Below are 18,043 nucleotides of genomic sequence, written 5' to 3'. Positions count from 1 at the left end.
GCGCGGGCAAACCTGCATCGCGCGCGAGAGCGCGCGAAGGAGCGCTCGAACCCAAATTCTTGTAAAACAGGAAGATACGTTTAGACCGTTGCGCGATGAAAACCGACGTTACGAACAACTGGCCCCAGGGACGTGGGCCAAACCCTGCTTATTGCAGCGAGGATGAACGCCTTACGGTGATGGCATCCTATGGTGTCGACAAACTGATGGACGATGGCGAGTTGTCTGCGATCGTCCAGTTCGCGGCGAAGCTGTGCGGTGCGCCGGTTTCGCTTGTCAGCCTGGTGGAAGAACAGCGGCAGCGCTTTCTGGCGCGGGCCGGACTCGATACTACCGAAACACCTCGGCCCACCAGCTTCTGCGCTCATGCAATGATGGAGCGGGAACCCCTGGTAGTTCCGGATGCGATGTTGGACCCGCGATTCGAACGCAATCCGCTGGTCACGGGCGAACCGAAGATACGGTTCTACGCCGGCGTTCCATTGCTGTCGTCGGAAGGTGCCCCGCTGGGATCACTGTGCGTCATTGATACCGAACCGCGCACGGAAGGACTGACCGACTTCCAGCGCGAAGGCCTGGAAGTGTTGGCGGCATCCGTGATGCGGCGGCTTAATGCACGGCGTGAGTATCTGGCTGTACAGGAAAAACTGGTTCGCGAGAGCATGCGGCTGCGCAAAATGGCAGAACATATTCCGGTTCTGGCGTGGGCCGCCAACCCCGACGGATCGTTGGAATTCGGTAATGAAGCGCTCTACGAATATTTCGGTACCAACGATCTCAGCACGATTGATTTCGAAGATATGATCCACTCTTCCGATGCAGAGGCGGTGGAAACTGTCCGGGAAGCATCGCGGACCAAGGGGCAGCGATGGGAAGCGGAGGCCCGCGTCCGCCGCGCCGATGGGGAGTACCGCTGGATGGTGCTGCGCGCTTGGCCGATGCGTGATGCCAAGGGCGAGATCGAAACCTGGTTCGGGGCCGGCATCGATATCGATGAAACGCACAAATTATCTCAAAGCCGTGATCTGCTGGCTCGCGAATTGTCGCACAGGATCAAGAATATTTTCGCAGTTGTTTCGGGATTGCTCGCCATGCACGCGCGCGGGCTGCCCGATGTCCAGCCTTTCGCCGATAAGGTTAGCGGAGCAATTCGTTCGCTGGCGACAGCACACGATTATGTGCGGCCTGAAGATGGGACGAGCAGCGACAATCTGGGCGGACTGCTCGAAGGCCTGCTTGCCCCGTATGCCAAGACTGATAGCGACTTGGTGAAGGTATCCGGCGATGACGTGTTCCTTGGTGCGCGCGCTGCAACGCCGCTTGCCCTGATTTTCCATGAGCTTGCCACCAATTCTGCCAAATATGGCGCTCTCGCGAGCGAACGCGGCACGGTTCAGATCGAAGTGATCAAGGATTGCGACAAAAAGGGTAGCGTCTGCATCAACTGGCACGAGGAAGTGGCTGACTTCACTCCGCCGTCCACCGACATGGATGAAGGTTTCGGATCCCGCTTGCTACGCATGGCAATCGAAGGCCAGCTATCGGGCAGTTTCACCCGCGAATTTTCGGACAGCGGCTTGCAGGTGGAATTGATCATTCCGAAAAGCGCGATAAGCGCCAAGTGATGCCAAGGGGTCGCCAGCGCCGCCGCAAGCCAGTATGCCTTTGATTATGAGATACACCCCTGCCCTGATCGCCTTGCTTGGCCTGGCACTCCCGCTGGGTGCTTGCACCTCGCAAGAAGAAACCGCTGCCGAGCCAGCGGCCGAAACGCCTGCTGCGGAGCTAACGCCGGAACAAGAGGCGGCGGAAGAGGCGGAAGAACAGGCGCTGAGCGAGTTTGCGGAAACGGCTTGGCGGGTAACGGCCGAAGACGGCGCGCGATACGTCACTTACATCGATGCAGACGGGACTTACCGCGATCTGCGCAACGGCAATCCCTGGCAGCAGGGCAGCTGGAGTTTCGACAAGGCACCGGGTGATGGTGGGGACAGCGACCTGCTGTGCTTCATCCCCGACGCTGAAGATGCGCGTGAACGGTGCTGGGAACCTGGCCGCCTGCAGGACAACGAACTGGTCGTTACCTCCGGCGGCGCGCGCCGTGTCTCGCTGGAAAAGGTCACCTACGAAGCGCCCGAAGACGCAACCCCAGAAGAGTGAGCGGACCAACCCCGTCAGCACTTTTATTCGATAAGGTCGCCAAACGGTTCGGCGCTGTAACAGCCGTCGACGCCGTGTCGCTTGCGGTTGAAGACGGGCAATTCATTGCGCTTGTCGGCCAATCCGGTTCCGGAAAATCGACGCTGCTTAAGACCGTGAACCGGCTGGTCGAGCCCAGTGAAGGGGTTGTCCTGTTAGGGGGCGAGGACGTTGCCGGGCTCCCGCTTCCTGCCCTGCGCCGCAATATCGGCTATGTGTTCCAGTCTATCGGTCTGTTCCCGCACATGAATGTCGGCGAAAACATCGGGATAGGTGCGCAAATTTCGGGGGAAAGGCTGCCATCAGCGCGGGTTTCCGAATTGCTTGAAATGGTCGAGCTTGAACCTGCAATGGCCCTGCGCCAGCCGGATGAACTCAGCGGCGGCCAGCGTCAGCGGGTAGGCGTTGCGCGCGCACTGGCGAACGATCCCAAGCTCCTGCTTATGGATGAACCTTTCGGGGCGCTAGATCCGGTCACTCGCGACGCCTTGGGAATGCGCGTCCTCGATCTGCACAAGCGGCTGGGCCTGACGAGCGTCATGGTCACGCACGATATGTCGGAAGCGCTGCTTCTGGCAGATCGCGTATTGGTGATGGATCAGGGCCGGATTGTCGCGGACGAAACTCCGCAGGCGCTGGTCGCAGGCGAGGGCGGCGAGGTTGCGCAGGGGCTTGTGGCAGTGCCACGCCATCAGGCCGAACGTCTGGCGGAGCTGGCGCGGTGAACGATCTGTGGGAGGCCATATCCGGGCTCGGTGACCAGCTTGCGGCCCACGTCCTTCTATCCGCAGCTGCAATTGCGCTGGGCATCGTGGTAGCCTTGCCGCTCGCCGTTTGGGCCAGCCGCTCACCGGCGGTAGCGCGCGGCGCACTTGCCTTCGCCAGCCTGGTGCAGACCATTCCGGCACTGGCGCTCCTGGCGTTATTCTTCCCGATCCTGCTGAGCCTGCGCGCAGTCTTCGGAGAAGGTCTGCCGACGCTGGGCTTCCTTCCCGCCCTGCTGGCGCTGGCGCTCTATGCGCTGCTGCCGATCTTGCGCAACGCGGTCACCGCACAGGCCAATCTCGATCCCGGCGTCATCGAGGCGGCCCGAGGCGTAGGCATGAGCTTTCGCCAGCGCCTGCTGCTGGTAGAGGCTCCGCTGTCGGCACCTTACATCATGGCCGGTATCCGTACTGCTGCGGTCTGGACCATCGGCGCGGCGACCTTGGCCACCACCATCGGACAAAAAAGCCTGGGCGATCCGATCTTTGCCGGGCTGCAAACGCAAAACTGGGTTCTCGTGCTGGCCGGATGTTTTGCCAGCGCGGGCCTTGCCCTGCTGGCCGATACCTTGCTCGGTACCATCGAGCGCGGGTTCCGTGAACGCAAGCGAGGGCTCTGGCTGGGCGGGATGGCCGCCGTTCTGCTGGGTGTGGGCACCGCCTTGTTCGCCCAGTTCGGCGGCGAGGACGAAGATACGGTCGTGATCGGAGCCAAGGGTTTCTCGGAGCAATATATCCTCGCCCGCCTCATCGGGCAGCGGCTCGAGGCGGAAGGGTTCGCTGTCGAATACCGGGACGGCCTGGGCTCCGCGATCGCGCACAGCGCGGCAGCGAGCGGAGACGTTGATGTCTATGTCGACTACACCGGCACCATCTGGACGAACCAGATGAAGCGCATGGAAAACCCCTCCCGCGAAGAAATGTACGACGAGATCGTGAGGTGGGAGGATGAAAACACGGGCATGCGCGTGCTTGGCCGGCTCGGTTTCGAGAACGCATACGGCTTGGCAGTCCGGGCCGAAACATTTCACATGACCGGGGTCGAAACCATCGATGATCTTGCACGTGTGGCGTCGCAGATGACCGTGGGCGGGGACCCCGAATTTTTCGAGCGGCCCGAGTGGATTGCGGTGCGTGATGCCTATGGCCTGCGCTTTGCGGGGCAGCGCAATTTTTCGCCGACCTTCATGTACAATGCGCTGCAGTCAGGCGAGGCCGACGTGATCGGGGCCTACACTTCGGACGGCCGGATCGTTGCCGACAATCTGGTTATTCTCGACGATCCGCGCGGCGCATTTCCGAATTACGATGCGGTGCTCTTGCTGAGCCCTCAAGCGTCTGCGGACGCAGCATTGGTCAGCGCTCTAGAACCCTTGATCGATGCGATCGACGTGGGCGCGATGCGTGAGGCAAACTATTCAGTCGACCGAGAGGATGACAAGCTGAGCTTCGATGATGCCGCAAGAAAGCTGGCCGACCAAATCGGCCTCTAGCCTAGCGCGCCTTGGTCCAGACCTGTGTCTGGCAGAACGGGCCAATGCACCCCTTCACCTCGAGCTGGTTCGCACTCTTGCGGCGCACGATTGACCTGTATGTCTTGCCGCTTTTCGGATCGTAGATCTGACCTCGCCAAACATCGTCGTCTTTGCTGAAGCCGGTCAATACGGGCATTCCGAGAAGCTTGCGATTGCGCAGGCTTGCGTTGCTGTTGTTGACGTCACGTTGATCAGCGCCCTGCGGCGGAGGAACGAGGAAGCGCGTGATTTTGCCGCACAGCGAACTTCCGCAATCATCAATCGTGATAACCGCATCCTTCTCTGCGGTCATCCACCGGCCTTCGATAGGCTGGGCGGCGAGCAGCGGCGCGGCAGTGACAAGTGCAGCAAGGGCAAGCAGGCGCTTCATCGGCAATCCTTTTTCTCTCGCGAGGAGGTTCGTCTCCAAACGACGAATGGCCCATGCACTGGTTCCGATGAACCTTACCCGAAGCCTGCCCCTTCGGGCCAATCCGGCGCGTATACGGCCAGGACCTTGAACAGTTCGCCCATCTCGTCCTCCGCGGTGAGGCGCTGGAAGGCGTCCGACAATGCCTGCACGTGATCGGGGCTACGCCGGGCCAAGGCCTGAGCCCGGGCGCCCATGCCGAGCGCGGTAAGCCATGCGCCCTGCGTGGCGGCATTGGTGCTCAGCGATTTGTGCCGTGCGATCTCGGCCAAGACCGAAAAATCGACATGGGCGGTCAGGTCCATATCACCCGGCGCATCGAAAACGCCGACTTTCTCGTGATGCCGGATGGCTTGAAGCGTTTCACCGCTGCGAGGTTCGAGATATCCGTAGTCGATCAGCAATGCGGCTCCTCCTTGCTGTGCGAGACGGCTGGCGAGATCGCCAAACAGTGCCGCTGCAGCGGGGCAGGTTTCCACGATAGTGCCGTGGGGCTGGCTGCGCCGGTCCTGCGGCAAGACTTCGTCCATCGGATTGGGGCCAGCCGAAAAGACGAAATCTTCTCCGTCCAGGGCAACCATGCGTTCCCGCCACCCCTGCGGCGTATTCACCAATTGGCGAATGGGCAGCGCGTCGAGAAATTCGTTTCCCACTACCAGCAGCGGCACGTCGGCGGGAACCGTGTCCATCGACGCGTGGAATTGCGCGTCTGCCAGAGTGCCGCCCTGAATTTCGCGCAAGGCTTCCGATCCTTCGACGAGATGCACCTGGGGGGTGAGGCCCTGGCTTGCCATGGCGCGCAAGGCATCTTTGGCCAGGGTCCCGCGGCCCGGCCCCAGTTCGACATAGGCGCAATCAGGTTTGCCTGCGCGCACCCACAGGTCGGTGAGCCACAGGCCCACCATTTCGCCGAACATCTGGCTGATTTCCGGCGCGGTCGTGAAATCACCAGCCGCGCCCAGCGGGTCGCGGCTGGTGTAATAGCGCGCATTGCTTTCGCCCATATAGCGCGAGACGGGCATGGGCCCGTGCTGCTTTATCAGACGGCGAAAGCTGCGGGCGAGGTCGGTATCCTCGCGCCTTTCGCTCATGCTGCCTGGGCGGCGGGCGCCTTGGTCTTGCCGATCGGTTTCCTGGCGATGGAATAGATGATCACGGCGAGGCCCACTGCGATCATCGGCAGGCTGAGCCACTGGCCGCGCGACAGGCCGGTTTCGGCCACCACATAGGCCAGGTGGGCATCAGGCTCGCGGAAGTATTCATTGACGAACCGGCCAATGCCCATACCCACCGTAAAGAGGCCAACGAGCAGACCGGGACGATACCGTGCTCGCGTCGTCCAGAAGAGCGCGATTAGAAAGATGCCCAACATAAGCCCCTCGAGACCCGCTTGGTACAGCTGCGAGGGATGCCGTGCCACGTCGCCGCCACCGGGGAACACAATTGCCCAAGCGACATCGCTTTCAACCGGACGGCCAAACAGCTCGCCGTTGATGAAATTGGCGATGCGGCCGAGCATGTAGGCCAGCGGGACGTTGACCGAGATGTAATCGCACACGCGCAGCCAGCTCAGCCCGCCGCGCTTCGCAACCCAGGTGATGGCAACCAGCACGCCCAGTACGCCGCCATGAAAACTCATGCCGCCGCCCCACAGTTTGAGCAGTTCGACGCTCGTCAGCAATTCCGGTTTGTAGAAGACTGCATAGCCGAGGCGGCCACCGAGAATGACGCCAAGGGTGCAATAGAAGAACAGGTCGTCGGCATGACGCTGCGCCATCGGGCTGCCGTGCGATTTGATCATCTTGGACAGATGCCAATAGGCCAGCAGGATCCCGAACAGATAGGCGAGCGAGTAATAGCGAAGCTGGAATCCGCCGATTTCAAACAGGTAGGGCCTGAGACCCAATTCGGCCCACTGGATGGGGTCGGCAGTTGCTGCGGTTGCAGCCAATAGTGACAGCAAGGTTTTATCCCCTTAGAGACGTGTCGAAAGCCGCATGCGCGACCCGTTGCGGGGCGGCTTTTGGCATAGCAGGGGTTTTGGGGAAAGCCTGCGTCGCATCTCTATCCGCCTTTGGGCGCGATAGGCCGCGATTCGCCATCGTGCGCGTGATTTTTGAGAGAGGACAAAAACAAACCATGCCGACCGAACTCGACAAGGATATCCAACGATTTACCGCCGCCGTGACCGCCCCGGGTCAAATGTTCGAACTCAAACAGGTCGAACGGCGCGGTGTCCAGATGCCGGCTTTCGTTAACGCGCCGCCCAGCCTGGCCCATTATTTCGCTCACTTCTGCAACGAGAAGAAAGACGAGCTTTTCCTTGTCGATGGTGACCTGCGACTGACCTTTGGCGAAGTGTACGCCGCTGCGACACACGTTGCGCATGGCCTCGCGACCAAGCATGGGGTCAAGAAGGGCGACCGGGTCGGGATTGCAGCGCGCAACTCCGCGAACTGGATGATCGCCTATATGGGCACACTTATGGCAGGCGGCTGCGCCACCCTGCTCAACGGCTGGTGGACCGGCGAGGAAATGGCTTACGGTATCGGCCTGTGCGATTGCTCCCTGGTCCTTGCCGACGCCCAGCGCGCCGCGCGCTTCGAAGGCGCTGACATTTCGGCCAAGGTGGTCGTGTTCGATCACGGCGTTCCCGCTGAAGGTCTCGCCCCGATTTGGGAAGCGGGCGACACGGCGATGAAGATGCTGGGCGAAATTGGCCCGGACGACCTTGCGACCATCCTGTACACTTCAGGATCGACCGGAAATCCCAAGGGTGCTTATTCGGACCATCTTGGCGTTGTTTCCGGGGTCATGAACTACGTCGCGCAAACGGCGATGATCCTGCAAATCCTGACCGAACGCGGCGAAGCGCCCACCGTCCAGCCAAGCGCGCTGGTCGCCGTGCCGCTGTTTCATGTGACCGGCGAAATCCCGCTCTTCCTGCAGAGCTTCGCGCTCGGCCGCAAGTTGGTGCTGATGCCCAAATGGGATGCGCGCGAGGCGCTGCGCCTGCTCGACGAAGAGAAGGTTACCTATTTCGTCGGCGTCCCGTTGATGAGCTACGAAATGGCCACTCACCCGGACCGCGAGCAGTTCGACCTGTCGAGCTGCAAGAGCTTCGCCGCCGGCGGCTCTGCCCGCCCGCCCGAACACGTGAAGAAGATCAAGGACGCGTTCCCGGAAGGCTTCCCGCTGCTCGGCTATGGCCTCACCGAAACCAACGCGGTCGGCTGCGGCAACCTCAACGAAAATTACATGGAAAAACCGGGGTCGACCGGGATGCCATCGAAGCCGCTGGTGGATCTGGCCATCCTCGATGATGACGGAAACAAGCTGGCGCAGGGCGAAGTCGGAGAGGTCTGCATCCGGACGGTCTGCAATTTCCTCGGCTATTGGAAGAACGAGGAGGCAACTGCTGCGGCCTATACCGACGACGCCTATTTCCGCACCGGCGATTTGGGTTACCTCGATCCGGACGACTATCTTTTCATCGTCGACCGCAAGAAGGATATCATCATCCGCGGGGGCGAGAATATCTCCTGCATCGAAGTGGAAGAGGCGATCTACGCGCATGATGCGGTTGCCGAATGCAGTGTCTTCAGCGTGCCGGACGAACGTTTCGGGGAAGTCCCCGCTGCGGTCTATCTGACACATCCCGGCATGGATCTCAGCCCCGAAGACCTGAACGCGTTTCTTGCCGAGCACATCGCCAAGTTCAAGATACCGCATCACTTCTTCCGTGCAGATGACCACCTGCCGCGCCTCGGCACACAGAAAGTCGACAAGCGCACCGTCAAGGCAACCTACGCCAAGGACCTCGTCTAGAGTTGAGCGAACCCACCATCTCCGACCAGCGCGCCATCATCGACCGGCGGGCACTTGCCACCAAGGTCGAAGCGCTGGCCTCGGAGCAGGGCGCAAAAGCGCGCCCCGAGGTCGTTGCCGCGCTCAAGGAGGCGCTCGAAACCGGCAGGGCGGAGATGGAGCGCCGCCTCGAAGCGAAACCTTCGGCAGGCCATGCCATCGCGGGAGGCTATTCGTTTCTCGTCGACCAGCTGGTCCGGGTGATCCACGAATATGTGACGAGCTATGTCTATCCGGCGGCCAACCGGTCATCGGGGGAACGGCTGGCCGTGATGGCCGTCGGCGGATACGGGCGCAGCGAAATGGCGCCCCAGTCCGATGTCGACATCGCGTTCCTGGTGGGCGAGCGCCGCAATGCCTGGTGCGAGCAGGTGGTCGAGGCCATGCTCTATCTGCTGTGGGACCTTGGCCTGAAAGTTGGTCATTCGACCCGCACGCTGGATGAGGCCATTCGGCTGGCGAAAGACGACCTCACCATTCGAACCTCGCTACTCGAAGGGCGTTATGTCTGGGGCGACCGCGAGCTGTATGAAGAGGGCGAGCGCCGCTTCACGCTCGAGGTCGTGAAGGGTAACGAACGCGCATTCCTGTCCCAGAAGCTGGAGGAGCGTAACGCCCGTCACAAGAAGATGGGCGATAGCCGCTATGTCGTCGAACCGAACATCAAGGACGGCAAGGGCGGGCTGCGCGATTTGCAGACGCTGTACTGGATCGGGAAGTTCATTCACCGCGTGCGCAGTGCATCGGAGCTTGTCGATGCCGGCCTGATGACTGCCAATGAATACCGCACCTTCCGCAGGGCGGAACGGTTCCTCCTGGCGGTCCGCTGTCACATGCACGCCATCACGGGGCGCGCCGAAGACCGGCTGACCTTCGACCTCCAGCGCCGCGTTGCAGAGCGGATGAATTTTGCCGATCGTCCGGGCAAGAGCGCGGTCGAACGGTTCATGCAATTCTACTTCCTGCAGGTGAAGCACGTCGGCAGCCTGACCGGCATCTTTCTGGCGCATATCGAAGACGACCTGGCACAGCGCGCAGCGCGTGGAGGGTTTTTCGCAACCTTCCGGCAGAAACCCCGCAGCGTGAAGGGATACCGCGTCTTTGGCGGCCGGATCGCGGCACCATCGGATGACTATTTCCGCAAGGACCCTGTTCGGCTGGTCGAAATCTTCCAGGTCGCCGAAGCCGACGGCTTGGAAATACATCCCGAAACGATGCGGCAGGCGGCGCGCGACGCAAAACTGATCGACGGCGACATTCGCGAAGACAAGCGGGCCAATGCTCTTTTCGTAGAGCTATTGTCCGGGCGCAACGACCCGGAGACCGTTCTTCGCTGGATGAATGAAGCGGGCGTGTTCGGCCGCTTCGTGCCCGATTTTGGCAAGGTTAACGCGCAGATGCAGTTCGACATGTACCATCATTATACGGTCGACGAACACACCATCCGCGCCATCGGCCTGCTCAGCCAGATCGAAAAGGGCGAGCTGAAATCCGACCATCCGCGTGCCACGCGCCTGATCCACAAGGTGGCTTCGCGCCGCGTAGCCTATGTCGCTGCACTGCTGCACGATATTGCCAAGGGCCGGGGCGGGGACCATTCGGTTCTCGGAGCCGAAGTTGCGCACGAACTTTGCCCGCGTTTCGGCCTGAGCCAGACCGAGACCGAACTGGTCGCATGGCTGGTTCTGAACCACCTCCTGATGAGCCATACAGCGCAGAAGCGCGACTTGACCGACCCTAAGACGATCGAGGATTTCGTCGGCCAGGTGCAGAGTATCGAACGGCTACGCCATCTCGCCATCCTGACAGCGGTCGATATCCGCGCGGTTGGTCCGGGAACGTGGAATAGTTGGAAAGGTCAGTTGCTGGGCGAACTCTACGATTCCGCATCGGAGCGGCTACGCCTTGGCCATATGCGCCACGGCCGCGAGCAGAAAGTCGCCGCGAAGAAGGACCAGGTGTCCCAGGATCTCGGGGACAAGGCTGGCCTCGTCGAATCGCTGGGTGACATTTTCGGCGATGCATACTGGATTGCCGAACCGCTCGACATCATTGCGCTCAATCTCGTGCATTATGACGCTGCCCGCAAGATGGAACACGAGCTGTCGGTCCACTGCGAATATTATGAGGCCCGCGGCGCGACGTTGGTCACGGTCATCGCGGCCGACCATCCCGGCCTTTTCTATCGCATCGCGGGCGGCATCCATTTGGCAGGCGGCAACATTATCGATGCCCGCATCCACACGACGCGGACCGGCTGGGCGCTGGACAACTTCCTCGTGCAGGATCCCCATGGCCAACCGTTCAGCGAGGAGCAGCAGCTGGAGCGGCTCAAGACCAGCATTGCCGATGCCCTGGCCAACCGGGTGGACCTGACCCCGAAGCTCGCCCAGCGCCCGCTTCCCCACAGCAGGTCCAAGGCGTTCGACGTCAGTCCTCGTGTGCTATTCGACAACAAGGCTTCGAACCGCTTTACCGTGATCGAGGTCAATGCGCGCGACCGTCCCGCCTTGCTGAACCGGCTGGCGCGGGTGCTGTTCGAAAGCCGGCTGGTCGTACATTCGGCCCACATTACCAATTACGGCGAAAGGGCGGTCGACACCTTCTATGTGACCGACCTTACGGGCGGAAAATTGCTCGAAGGCGAACGGCAGAACCGCATCGAAGCGCAATTGGTCGAGGCGGCAAGTGATGCATTACAGGCACGGTTGGAAGACGCCTGACATACGTTCGGCGTTTAAAAGTTGCACGATGCATACCTATTCGGCATCACATATTTCGAGAGATACCAATAGGAGAGAGGTTTCCCATGAGGAAGACAACTGTTTCGTTGCGCACGCTGGCATTGCTGGGGGCAGGACTTGCACTCGCACCTCAGGCAGCATTTGCCCAATCCACCGCTGATGAAGGCGATCTGATCGACAATGCGGATGTAGAGGATTCTACGCCGGTCATCATCGTGACCGCTCAGGGCCGTGCACAGGAACTGGCCGATGTGCCGGTCGCCATTTCTGCTGTTTCCGCGGAAACACTCGCGAATTCCGGCACCACCGACATCCGCGAACTGAACCAGGTTGCCCCGTCGCTGCTCGTCTCCTCCACCGGTAACGAAGCCAACGGTTCCGCGCGTATTCGCGGCATCGGTACGGTTGGCGACAACCCCGGCCTCGAAAGTTCGGTCGCGGTATTCGTCGACGGTGTCTACCGCTCGCGCTCGGGTAACGCCTTGTCCGAACTCGGACCGCTCGAACGCGTCGAAATCCTGCGCGGCCCGCAGGGAACGCTCGGCGGACGTAACTCCTCCGCGGGTATGATCAATATCTACACCGCGGCGCCCAGCTTCGCCTTTGAAGGCCATGCCAGCGCCAGCTACGGCAATTTCGATGCCATTCGCGTCGAAGCAGGTGTGAACGCCCCGCTTAGCGACAGCGTCGCTGCCCGCATCGATGGCGTCTATTTCCAGCGCGACGGATTCTATACCGACGTGGTGAACGACACCAAGGTCAACGACCGTGACCGCTACCTCGTTCGTGCCCAGGCCCTGTTCGAGCCGAATGACGCGCTCAGCTTCCGCCTGGTCGGCGATTATTCGAAGAAGGACGAAGCTTGCTGCGCCGCGACCTTCGTGCAGCCTGACTTCGCGCCGCTCGCTCGGGTGTCGCCGGGCTTCGATCCCTTCGCATATCCTCTATCCGGTTCGCCAGCTCTTACGAGCACCGGCAATGCTATCCCCAATGTCCTCCTCGGCCTTGGCCAGAACCCGGCAGCCCTGACGCAGTCGACGTTTGATCGGAACATCTATGTAACTCCGGGCCGGTCCTATGACGGCGAAACGGAAGACTGGGGTGTTTCGGGCGAACTCAACTGGGACTTCGGCAACGTAAACCTGACGTCGATCACCGGCTATCGCCAGTATTCGAACAACCAGGGTTCGGACACGGACTACACGCAGGTCGACATCCTGTATCGTGCACCCGGACCGAATGCCGGTGCGCGCGAATTCAAGACCTTCACGCAGGAACTGCGGCTCAACGGCACCGCTTTCAACGACCGGCTGGATTGGCTTGTCGGCGGCTACTACGCCAATGAGAAGCTCGAGACGCGCGACAATCTGCGGTTCGGCAATGACTACGGCACGTTCGTCAGCTGCCGTATCGCGATTGCGGTCAACCCGGCGCTGGTGAATACCGGGGCCCAGGACTGCCTTGGTGCCAACAGAGCACTGCTCGACGGCACTGTGACCGGCACTCCAGCTTTCGGGCCAGCCACACCGCTGGTCCTGGCCGGTCTGACCAATCTGTCGAACGTCAACGACCTCGGCGGCACCGGTGATGTGTACAATCAGACGAGCAATAACTTCGCGCTCTTCACGCACAACATCTTCCACATCACCGACACGCTCGATCTGACCCTGGGCCTTCGTTACACCAACGAAACCAAGGACTTCGATGCAGCGTTCAGCAATGACAACGTGATCTGCCCGCAGAACCGCGCTTTGCTGTCCGGCCTGCTCGCAACACCGCTGGCCGGTCTTGCCGGGGGCCTGATCGCACTGTCATGCCAGGGCAACTCGACTTCGGAGCTGGACGGGGTTTCGATCTCTGACAGCCGCGATGAAGACGAGTTCACCGGTACGGCTATCCTCAGCTGGAAGCCGATCGACGACCTGCTGGTCTATGGTTCGTATTCGCGCGGCTACAAGGCGGGCGGTTTCAACCTCGACCGTTCGGCGCTGGGCAACCCGGTGACATTCAATGTCGCCAACATTGATCCTGCATCGCTGCAGTTCGCAGAAGAGACTGTGAAGGCCTATGAGCTTGGCCTGAAGTTCTCGCAACGCAAGTGGAGCGTCAGCCTCGCGGCCTTCCGTCAGGAATTCGAAAACTTCCAGTTGAATACCTTCAACGGTTCGGTCTTCCTTGTGCAGAACATCAACGGCTGCAAAACCGATCTCGGCGGCCTCGACGGGGATGCCAGTGCGGCAACCGGCGCTTGCGATCCAGACGACGTCACAGCAGGCGTGGTCTCGCAGGGCTTCGAGTTTGAAACCTCGCTCAGCCCGGTCCGCGACCTGACGATGACGATGGGCATCACGCATGCCGACACACGTTATGCCGATAATGTGGTGGGTAGTGACAGCGGTGAGCCGCTTGATCCCGCGCTGCGGCTCCTGCCGGGAGACAATCTGTCCAACGCACCGCAATGGGTCGCCACCAGCTCGCTGACGTGGACCCCGCCAATCGGTGACAGCGGAATGGCCGGCCTGTTCTTCGTCAACGCCCGCATGACCAGCGATTACAACACCGGTTCCGACCTGCTTTACGGCAAGGAACAGGACGGCTTCTTCCTCGTGAATGCCCGTCTTGGCCTCACCGGGATTGCTGATCGTTTCTCGATCGAAGGCTGGGCTCAGAACCTGTTTGACGTCGATTATTCGCAGGTTGCGTTCAACACGCCGTTCGTTGCTCCGCAGCAGACGTATTCGGCTTTCCTTGCCGAGCCGCGGACTTACGGTGTGACATTGCGCGCCGAGTTCTGACGCTCAAGCCAAATTGAAATGCGAGAAAGGGCGCCTCCTTGCGGGGGCGCCCTTTTTCTTGCGTGCCGGTAATTGCGACCGCGCTGGCCGCGTAATCAGGCGTGGGTCCCGCGCTGGCCGAACAGGGCGGTGCCTACGCGGACATGCGTAGCGCCCAGCATGATCGCGGTTTCATAGTCCCCGCTCATGCCCATCGACCGCCCTTCCAGTCCATTGTCTCGGGCCAGTTTATCCAGCAGCGCGAAGAACGGGGCCGGCTCGATTTCGGCAGGCGGGATGCACATCAGGCCTGCAAGCGGAATGCCTGCGCTGCGTGCCTGTGCAATCAGGTCCGGAAGATCGGCAATCGCGCAGCCGCCCTTCTGGTCTTCTTCGCCAACATCGACCTGGATGAAACATTCCGGGCAGCGCCCAAGCTTGTCTTTCGCCTTGGCGAGCGCTTTCACGAGACTGGGGCGATCCAGGGAATGGATCACGTCGAATATCTCTGCGGCTTCTTCTGCCTTGTTCGACTGGAGCTGTCCGACCAGGTGCAGGACGGTGTCTGGATAGCTCTCTTTCAGCACAGGCCATTTGTCCTGCGCTTCCTGTACCCTGTTCTCGCCGAAATGGCGCTGGCCTTGTTCCAGAAGCGGGGTGATCGCTTCGGCAGGGTGGGTCTTGCTGACCGCGATGAGGGTCACCTCGCCGGGCTTGCGCCGGGCGCGTTTGCAAGAGTCCGCGATTTTTTCGCGGACCAACTTGATAGGATTGTCTGCCTTTTCCATGAGGCCGCGCTATAACCTACCGATGCGCTCGCGCCAGTCCCTCCCTTTGTTATGGCTCCTTTCGGACGCTCGCAACGATGCCGGGCTCGAGGATGCACTGAGAGCTTTGCCGCCGGGGTCGGGCTTCGTGTTCCGCCATTATCACCTGTCCTCAGACCAGCGCAGGGCGAGGTTCGAGGAACTCAAGGCCCTCGCTCACAGCCTTGGGCATACGGTCATCCTGGCGGGAGAAGATCAATGGGAGGCTGACGGGCGCTATGGCGCGCCGGACCAGCTTGGCTCCGGCCTGCGCCTCGCCACCGCGCATGACGGTGCGGAAATTCGCAGGGCGGTTGAGGCTGGTGCGGACGGTATCTTCCTGTCGCCTGTGTTTCCAACCGCGTCGCACCCCGGCGCGCACACGCTTGGCGCGCTTGGTTTCGAGGTGTTGGCGCAGCAATCTCCTGTCCCGATCATCGCCCTTGGCGGCATGACGAAGGAGCGCGCAGAGGAGCTGGGCTGGCCGCGCTGGGGGGCAATCGACGGCCTCGGCTCGACGAACATCGCTTGACCTCGGACTCGCCGAGGATTCATAGTGCCAATTCAAGACGGATCAGGGGTATAAGAATGACTACGCGTGCAGGCGCAAAACCCGATTGGCGTGCGGCTTTCCGCCGTTCGATGCGGCGCGCGGTGCATATGGGCGGCGCGGCTGTGCTGCTGGCCCTGTTGCTATTCCTGACACTAGCGCTCGCCAGCTACACCCAGACCGATCCGAGCCCGTCGACAGCGGCTTCGGGAAACCAGATCGCCAACTGGATGGGTGCCAGCGGTGCCTGGGCCGCTGAACGTGCCTATTTCTTCATGGGCTTGCCAGCATTGCTGTTGTTGCCGCTGCTCTGGATTGCGGCGCGTCGTTTGTGGACCGGCGTGGAAAATGCCGACGAGGAAGAAACGCCGGGCAAATGGTGGGGGCCGTTTGCGCTCCTTCTGCTCGCTATCGTCCTTCTGGGCACAGTCATCTCGCTGCTGTTCGACGGGAGCCCCGGCCCGTTTCCATCCGGTGCCGGAGGGCTTGCAGGCCTGCTCGGCTCTGGCGGCATCGAGGCCGTGTCTACGCGCTTTGGCGGAAATTTTTCCGGCTGGGTAACCGGCGCACTCGGCGTGGTTTCGCTGGGAGCAGGCCTCGCTTTGGTCACCAGGGTCTTTGCAATCGATTGGGCCCAGTTCTTTACCTTGCCGCGCCTCTTCAACCGCACCGCCGAGGCGTCCGACATCGATCTCCCGGTCAAACCGGCCAAGGCCCGGCGCGCTAGCCGGAAAGCCGACGAGGCTGCCGAAGACGATGGCGAGGACGCTCAGATGCCCGATCGCGGCCCGCGACGCGCGCCGGAAATTGCCGATCCCAAACCGGCACCCGTCAGGTCGCAGCCTGCCACAGGCAAGCAGCGCGACATGTTCGCGAATTACCAATTGCCGAGCCATGACCTGCTCGATGATCCGCCCGAACATGCGGCGGTCAAACTCGACAAGATCGCGCTTGAGCGTAATGCGCGCCTGCTCGAAAACGTGCTCGACGATTTCAATGTGAAAGGCGAAATTACCGCCGTTCGCGCCGGTCCGGTGGTGACGATGTACGAGCTGGAGCCGGCTCCAGGCATCAAGGCCAGCCGCGTTGTCGGCCTGGCCGAAGACATTGCCCGCAACATGAGCGCGATCAGTGCGCGCGTGTCGCCCATTCCGGGCAAGACCGTGATCGGGATCGAACTGCCCAATGCCGACCGCCAGATGGTCAGCTACAAGGAACTCGCGACCTCCGCAGCCTTTGTCGACAGCAAGGGCTATCTACCGATGATCCTGGGCAAGGACATTGGCGGCGAGCCGATTATTGCCGACCTTGCTGCCATGCCCCACCTGCTGGTCGCAGGTACGACAGGCAGCGGTAAATCGGTTGGCCTCAATGCCATCTTGCTGTCACTGCTTTACCGGTTCACACCGGACGAGTGCCGCCTGATCCTGATCGATCCCAAGGTGCTGGAACTCAAGACCTATGACGACATCCCCCACCTGCTGAGCCCGGTTGTGACGGAGCCTGCCAAATCGGTCCGCGCGCTCAAATGGGCAGTCGAGGAGATGGAGCGCCGTTACCGGATGATGAGCAGCGTGAACTCGCGCAATATCGCCGGTTTCAACGAAAAGGTGAAATCGGCTGCTGCGAAGGGCAAGCCGCTGGGCCGCCGGGTGCAAACCGGCTTCGATGCGGAAACGGGCGAGGAACTCTACGAAGAAGAACAGCTCGATTATCAGCCCCTGCCGCTCATCGTGCTGATCGTCGACGAACTCGCCGATCTGATGGTCACCGTTGGTAAGGAAATCGAAGTCCTCATCCAGCGACTGTCCCAGAAAAGCCGTGCTGCGGGCATCCACCTGATCATGGCCACGCAGCGTCCATCGGTTGATGTCATCACCGGCGTTATCAAGGCCAACCTGCCCACGCGCATCAGCTTCAAGGTGACGAGCCGGATCGACAGCCGCACCATCCTGGGTGAACAGGGCGCGGAGCAGCTGCTGGGCAAGGGCGATATGCTGTACAAGCCCAATACCGGCGCGATGGTCCGTGTACACGGCCCATTCGTGGCCGATGAAGAGGTGGAACGCGTCGCCGATCACTGGCGCACGCAGGGCAAGCCCGACTACGTCGATGCCGTGACCGAAGAGCCGGAAGACGGCGGCTTCAACTTCGAGGACGAGTTTACCGCCAGCGATAATCCCGACGAGCGCAAATATCGCCAGGCGTGCCAGATCGTGATCGAAAACCAGAAGGCAAGCGGGAGCTGGCTCCAGCGGCAGATGGGGGTCGGTTACAACACTGCCGCCAAATGGATCGAGCGGATGGAGGCAGAAGGTCTTGTCGGCCCGGCCAATCATGTCGGGCGCCGCGAAATTTATCGCGATTCAGATGGCACTCCAATCTAGAGGATCGC

13 protein-coding genes are annotated in these 18,043 nt (G+C 61.2%); 9 read left to right on the top strand and 4 right to left on the bottom strand.

Going from position 1 to position 18,043, the window contains the following annotated elements:
* Positions 1-95: 95 nt before the first annotated feature.
* From K3166_RS11500 to K3166_RS11485, 4 genes are read left to right on the top strand one after another with little or no spacing between them, the layout of a single operon-like run.
* Positions 96-1,625: a sensor histidine kinase gene (locus tag K3166_RS11500; protein ID WP_221422355.1), complete on the top strand. Its 1,530-nt coding sequence runs from the start codon at positions 96-98 to the stop codon at positions 1,623-1,625.
* A 46-nt stretch (positions 1,626-1,671) separates the two neighbouring features.
* Positions 1,672-2,160, top strand: a complete 489-nt coding sequence (locus K3166_RS11495) for a hypothetical protein (RefSeq protein WP_221422354.1) — start codon at positions 1,672-1,674, stop codon at positions 2,158-2,160.
* Positions 2,157-2,924: an ATP-binding cassette domain-containing protein gene (locus K3166_RS11490; protein ID WP_221422353.1), complete on the top strand. Its 768-nt coding sequence runs from the start codon at positions 2,157-2,159 to the stop codon at positions 2,922-2,924. Before K3166_RS11495 ends, K3166_RS11490 begins: the two co-directional genes overlap by 4 nt.
* Entirely contained in the window at positions 2,921-4,456 is a 1,536-nt protein-coding gene (locus K3166_RS11485) for an ABC transporter permease/substrate-binding protein (protein ID WP_221422352.1), read from the top strand. The genes K3166_RS11490 and K3166_RS11485 overlap by 4 nt, the downstream gene beginning before the upstream one ends.
* Position 4,457: 1 nt before the next feature.
* Here the strand turns inward: K3166_RS11485 and K3166_RS11480 are convergent, their stop codons facing one another.
* The 3 genes from K3166_RS11480 to lgt all read right to left on the bottom strand — a co-directional run bounded on the left by K3166_RS11480 (position 4,458) and on the right by lgt (position 6,870).
* Positions 4,458-4,868, bottom strand: a complete 411-nt coding sequence (locus tag K3166_RS11480; RefSeq protein ID WP_221422351.1) for a DUF2147 domain-containing protein — start codon at positions 4,866-4,868, stop codon at positions 4,458-4,460.
* A gap of 74 nt (positions 4,869-4,942) precedes the next feature.
* Complete coding sequence (locus tag K3166_RS11475; RefSeq protein ID WP_247714631.1) at positions 4,943-5,998, bottom strand: class I SAM-dependent methyltransferase; 1,056 nt, start codon at positions 5,996-5,998, stop codon at positions 4,943-4,945.
* Complete coding sequence (gene lgt / locus K3166_RS11470; protein WP_221422350.1) at positions 5,995-6,870, bottom strand: prolipoprotein diacylglyceryl transferase; 876 nt, start codon at positions 6,868-6,870, stop codon at positions 5,995-5,997. The genes K3166_RS11475 and lgt overlap by 4 nt, the downstream gene beginning before the upstream one ends.
* Before the next feature lie 176 nt (positions 6,871-7,046).
* Here lgt and K3166_RS11465 point away from each other — a divergent pair, with 176 nt between their 5' ends.
* From K3166_RS11465 to K3166_RS11455, 3 genes are all read left to right on the top strand, one after another.
* Positions 7,047-8,735 carry a class I adenylate-forming enzyme family protein gene (locus K3166_RS11465; RefSeq protein WP_221422349.1) on the top strand — a complete coding sequence of 563 codons (1,689 nt, stop codon included), beginning with the start codon at positions 7,047-7,049 and terminating at the stop codon, positions 8,733-8,735.
* A gap of 2 nt (positions 8,736-8,737) precedes the next feature.
* On the top strand, positions 8,738-11,497 hold the full coding sequence (locus K3166_RS11460) for a [protein-PII] uridylyltransferase (RefSeq protein WP_221422348.1): 2,760 nt from the start codon (positions 8,738-8,740) through the stop codon (positions 11,495-11,497).
* A gap of 86 nt (positions 11,498-11,583) precedes the next feature.
* Positions 11,584-14,313: a TonB-dependent receptor gene (locus K3166_RS11455; RefSeq protein WP_221422347.1), complete on the top strand. Its 2,730-nt coding sequence runs from the start codon at positions 11,584-11,586 to the stop codon at positions 14,311-14,313.
* 95 nt (positions 14,314-14,408) lie between these two features.
* On the opposite strand, the gene K3166_RS11450 is transcribed toward K3166_RS11455, so the two are convergent.
* On the bottom strand, positions 14,409-15,080 hold the full coding sequence (locus K3166_RS11450) for a YggS family pyridoxal phosphate-dependent enzyme (RefSeq protein ID WP_221422346.1): 672 nt from the start codon (positions 15,078-15,080) through the stop codon (positions 14,409-14,411).
* 127 nt (positions 15,081-15,207) lie between these two features.
* Between K3166_RS11450 and K3166_RS11445 the strand changes: the two genes are divergently transcribed.
* Together K3166_RS11445 and K3166_RS11440 are read left to right on the top strand one after the other, a co-directional pair.
* Positions 15,208-15,630 (top strand): thiamine phosphate synthase, encoded by a 423-nt coding sequence (locus tag K3166_RS11445; protein ID WP_345719132.1) that lies wholly within the window; start codon positions 15,208-15,210, stop codon positions 15,628-15,630.
* Between the two features lie 56 nt (positions 15,631-15,686).
* Positions 15,687-18,035 (top strand): FtsK/SpoIIIE family DNA translocase, encoded by a 2,349-nt coding sequence (locus tag K3166_RS11440; protein WP_221422344.1) that lies wholly within the window; start codon positions 15,687-15,689, stop codon positions 18,033-18,035.
* Positions 18,036-18,043: the final 8 nt, after the last annotated feature.

It is taken from the genome of Qipengyuania psychrotolerans (genome assembly GCF_019711355.1).
GTDB classification, from domain to species: domain Bacteria; phylum Pseudomonadota; class Alphaproteobacteria; order Sphingomonadales; family Sphingomonadaceae; genus Qipengyuania; species Qipengyuania psychrotolerans.
Note: the sequence above shows the minus strand (reverse complement) of the source record. Positions and strands in the feature narration are given on the sequence as shown.

What these genes read in the sequence shown, in the direction of transcription:
- K3166_RS11500 (WP_221422355.1), top strand. Translation starts at nt 96, where the DNA reads ATGAAAACCGACGTTACGAACAACTGGCCCCAGGGACGTGGGCCAAAC.
- K3166_RS11495 (WP_221422354.1), top strand. Translation starts at nt 1,672, where the DNA reads ATGAGATACACCCCTGCCCTGATCGCCTTGCTTGGCCTGGCACTCCCG.
- K3166_RS11480 (WP_221422351.1), bottom strand. Translation starts at nt 4,868, where the DNA reads ATGAAGCGCCTGCTTGCCCTTGCTGCACTTGTCACTGCCGCGCCGCTG.
- K3166_RS11475 (WP_247714631.1), bottom strand. Translation starts at nt 5,998, where the DNA reads ATGAGCGAAAGGCGCGAGGATACCGACCTCGCCCGCAGCTTTCGCCGT.
- K3166_RS11465 (WP_221422349.1), top strand. Translation starts at nt 7,047, where the DNA reads ATGCCGACCGAACTCGACAAGGATATCCAACGATTTACCGCCGCCGTG.
- K3166_RS11455 (WP_221422347.1), top strand. Translation starts at nt 11,584, where the DNA reads ATGAGGAAGACAACTGTTTCGTTGCGCACGCTGGCATTGCTGGGGGCA.
- K3166_RS11450 (WP_221422346.1), bottom strand. Translation starts at nt 15,080, where the DNA reads ATGGAAAAGGCAGACAATCCTATCAAGTTGGTCCGCGAAAAAATCGCG.
- K3166_RS11440 (WP_221422344.1), top strand. Translation starts at nt 15,687, where the DNA reads ATGACTACGCGTGCAGGCGCAAAACCCGATTGGCGTGCGGCTTTCCGC.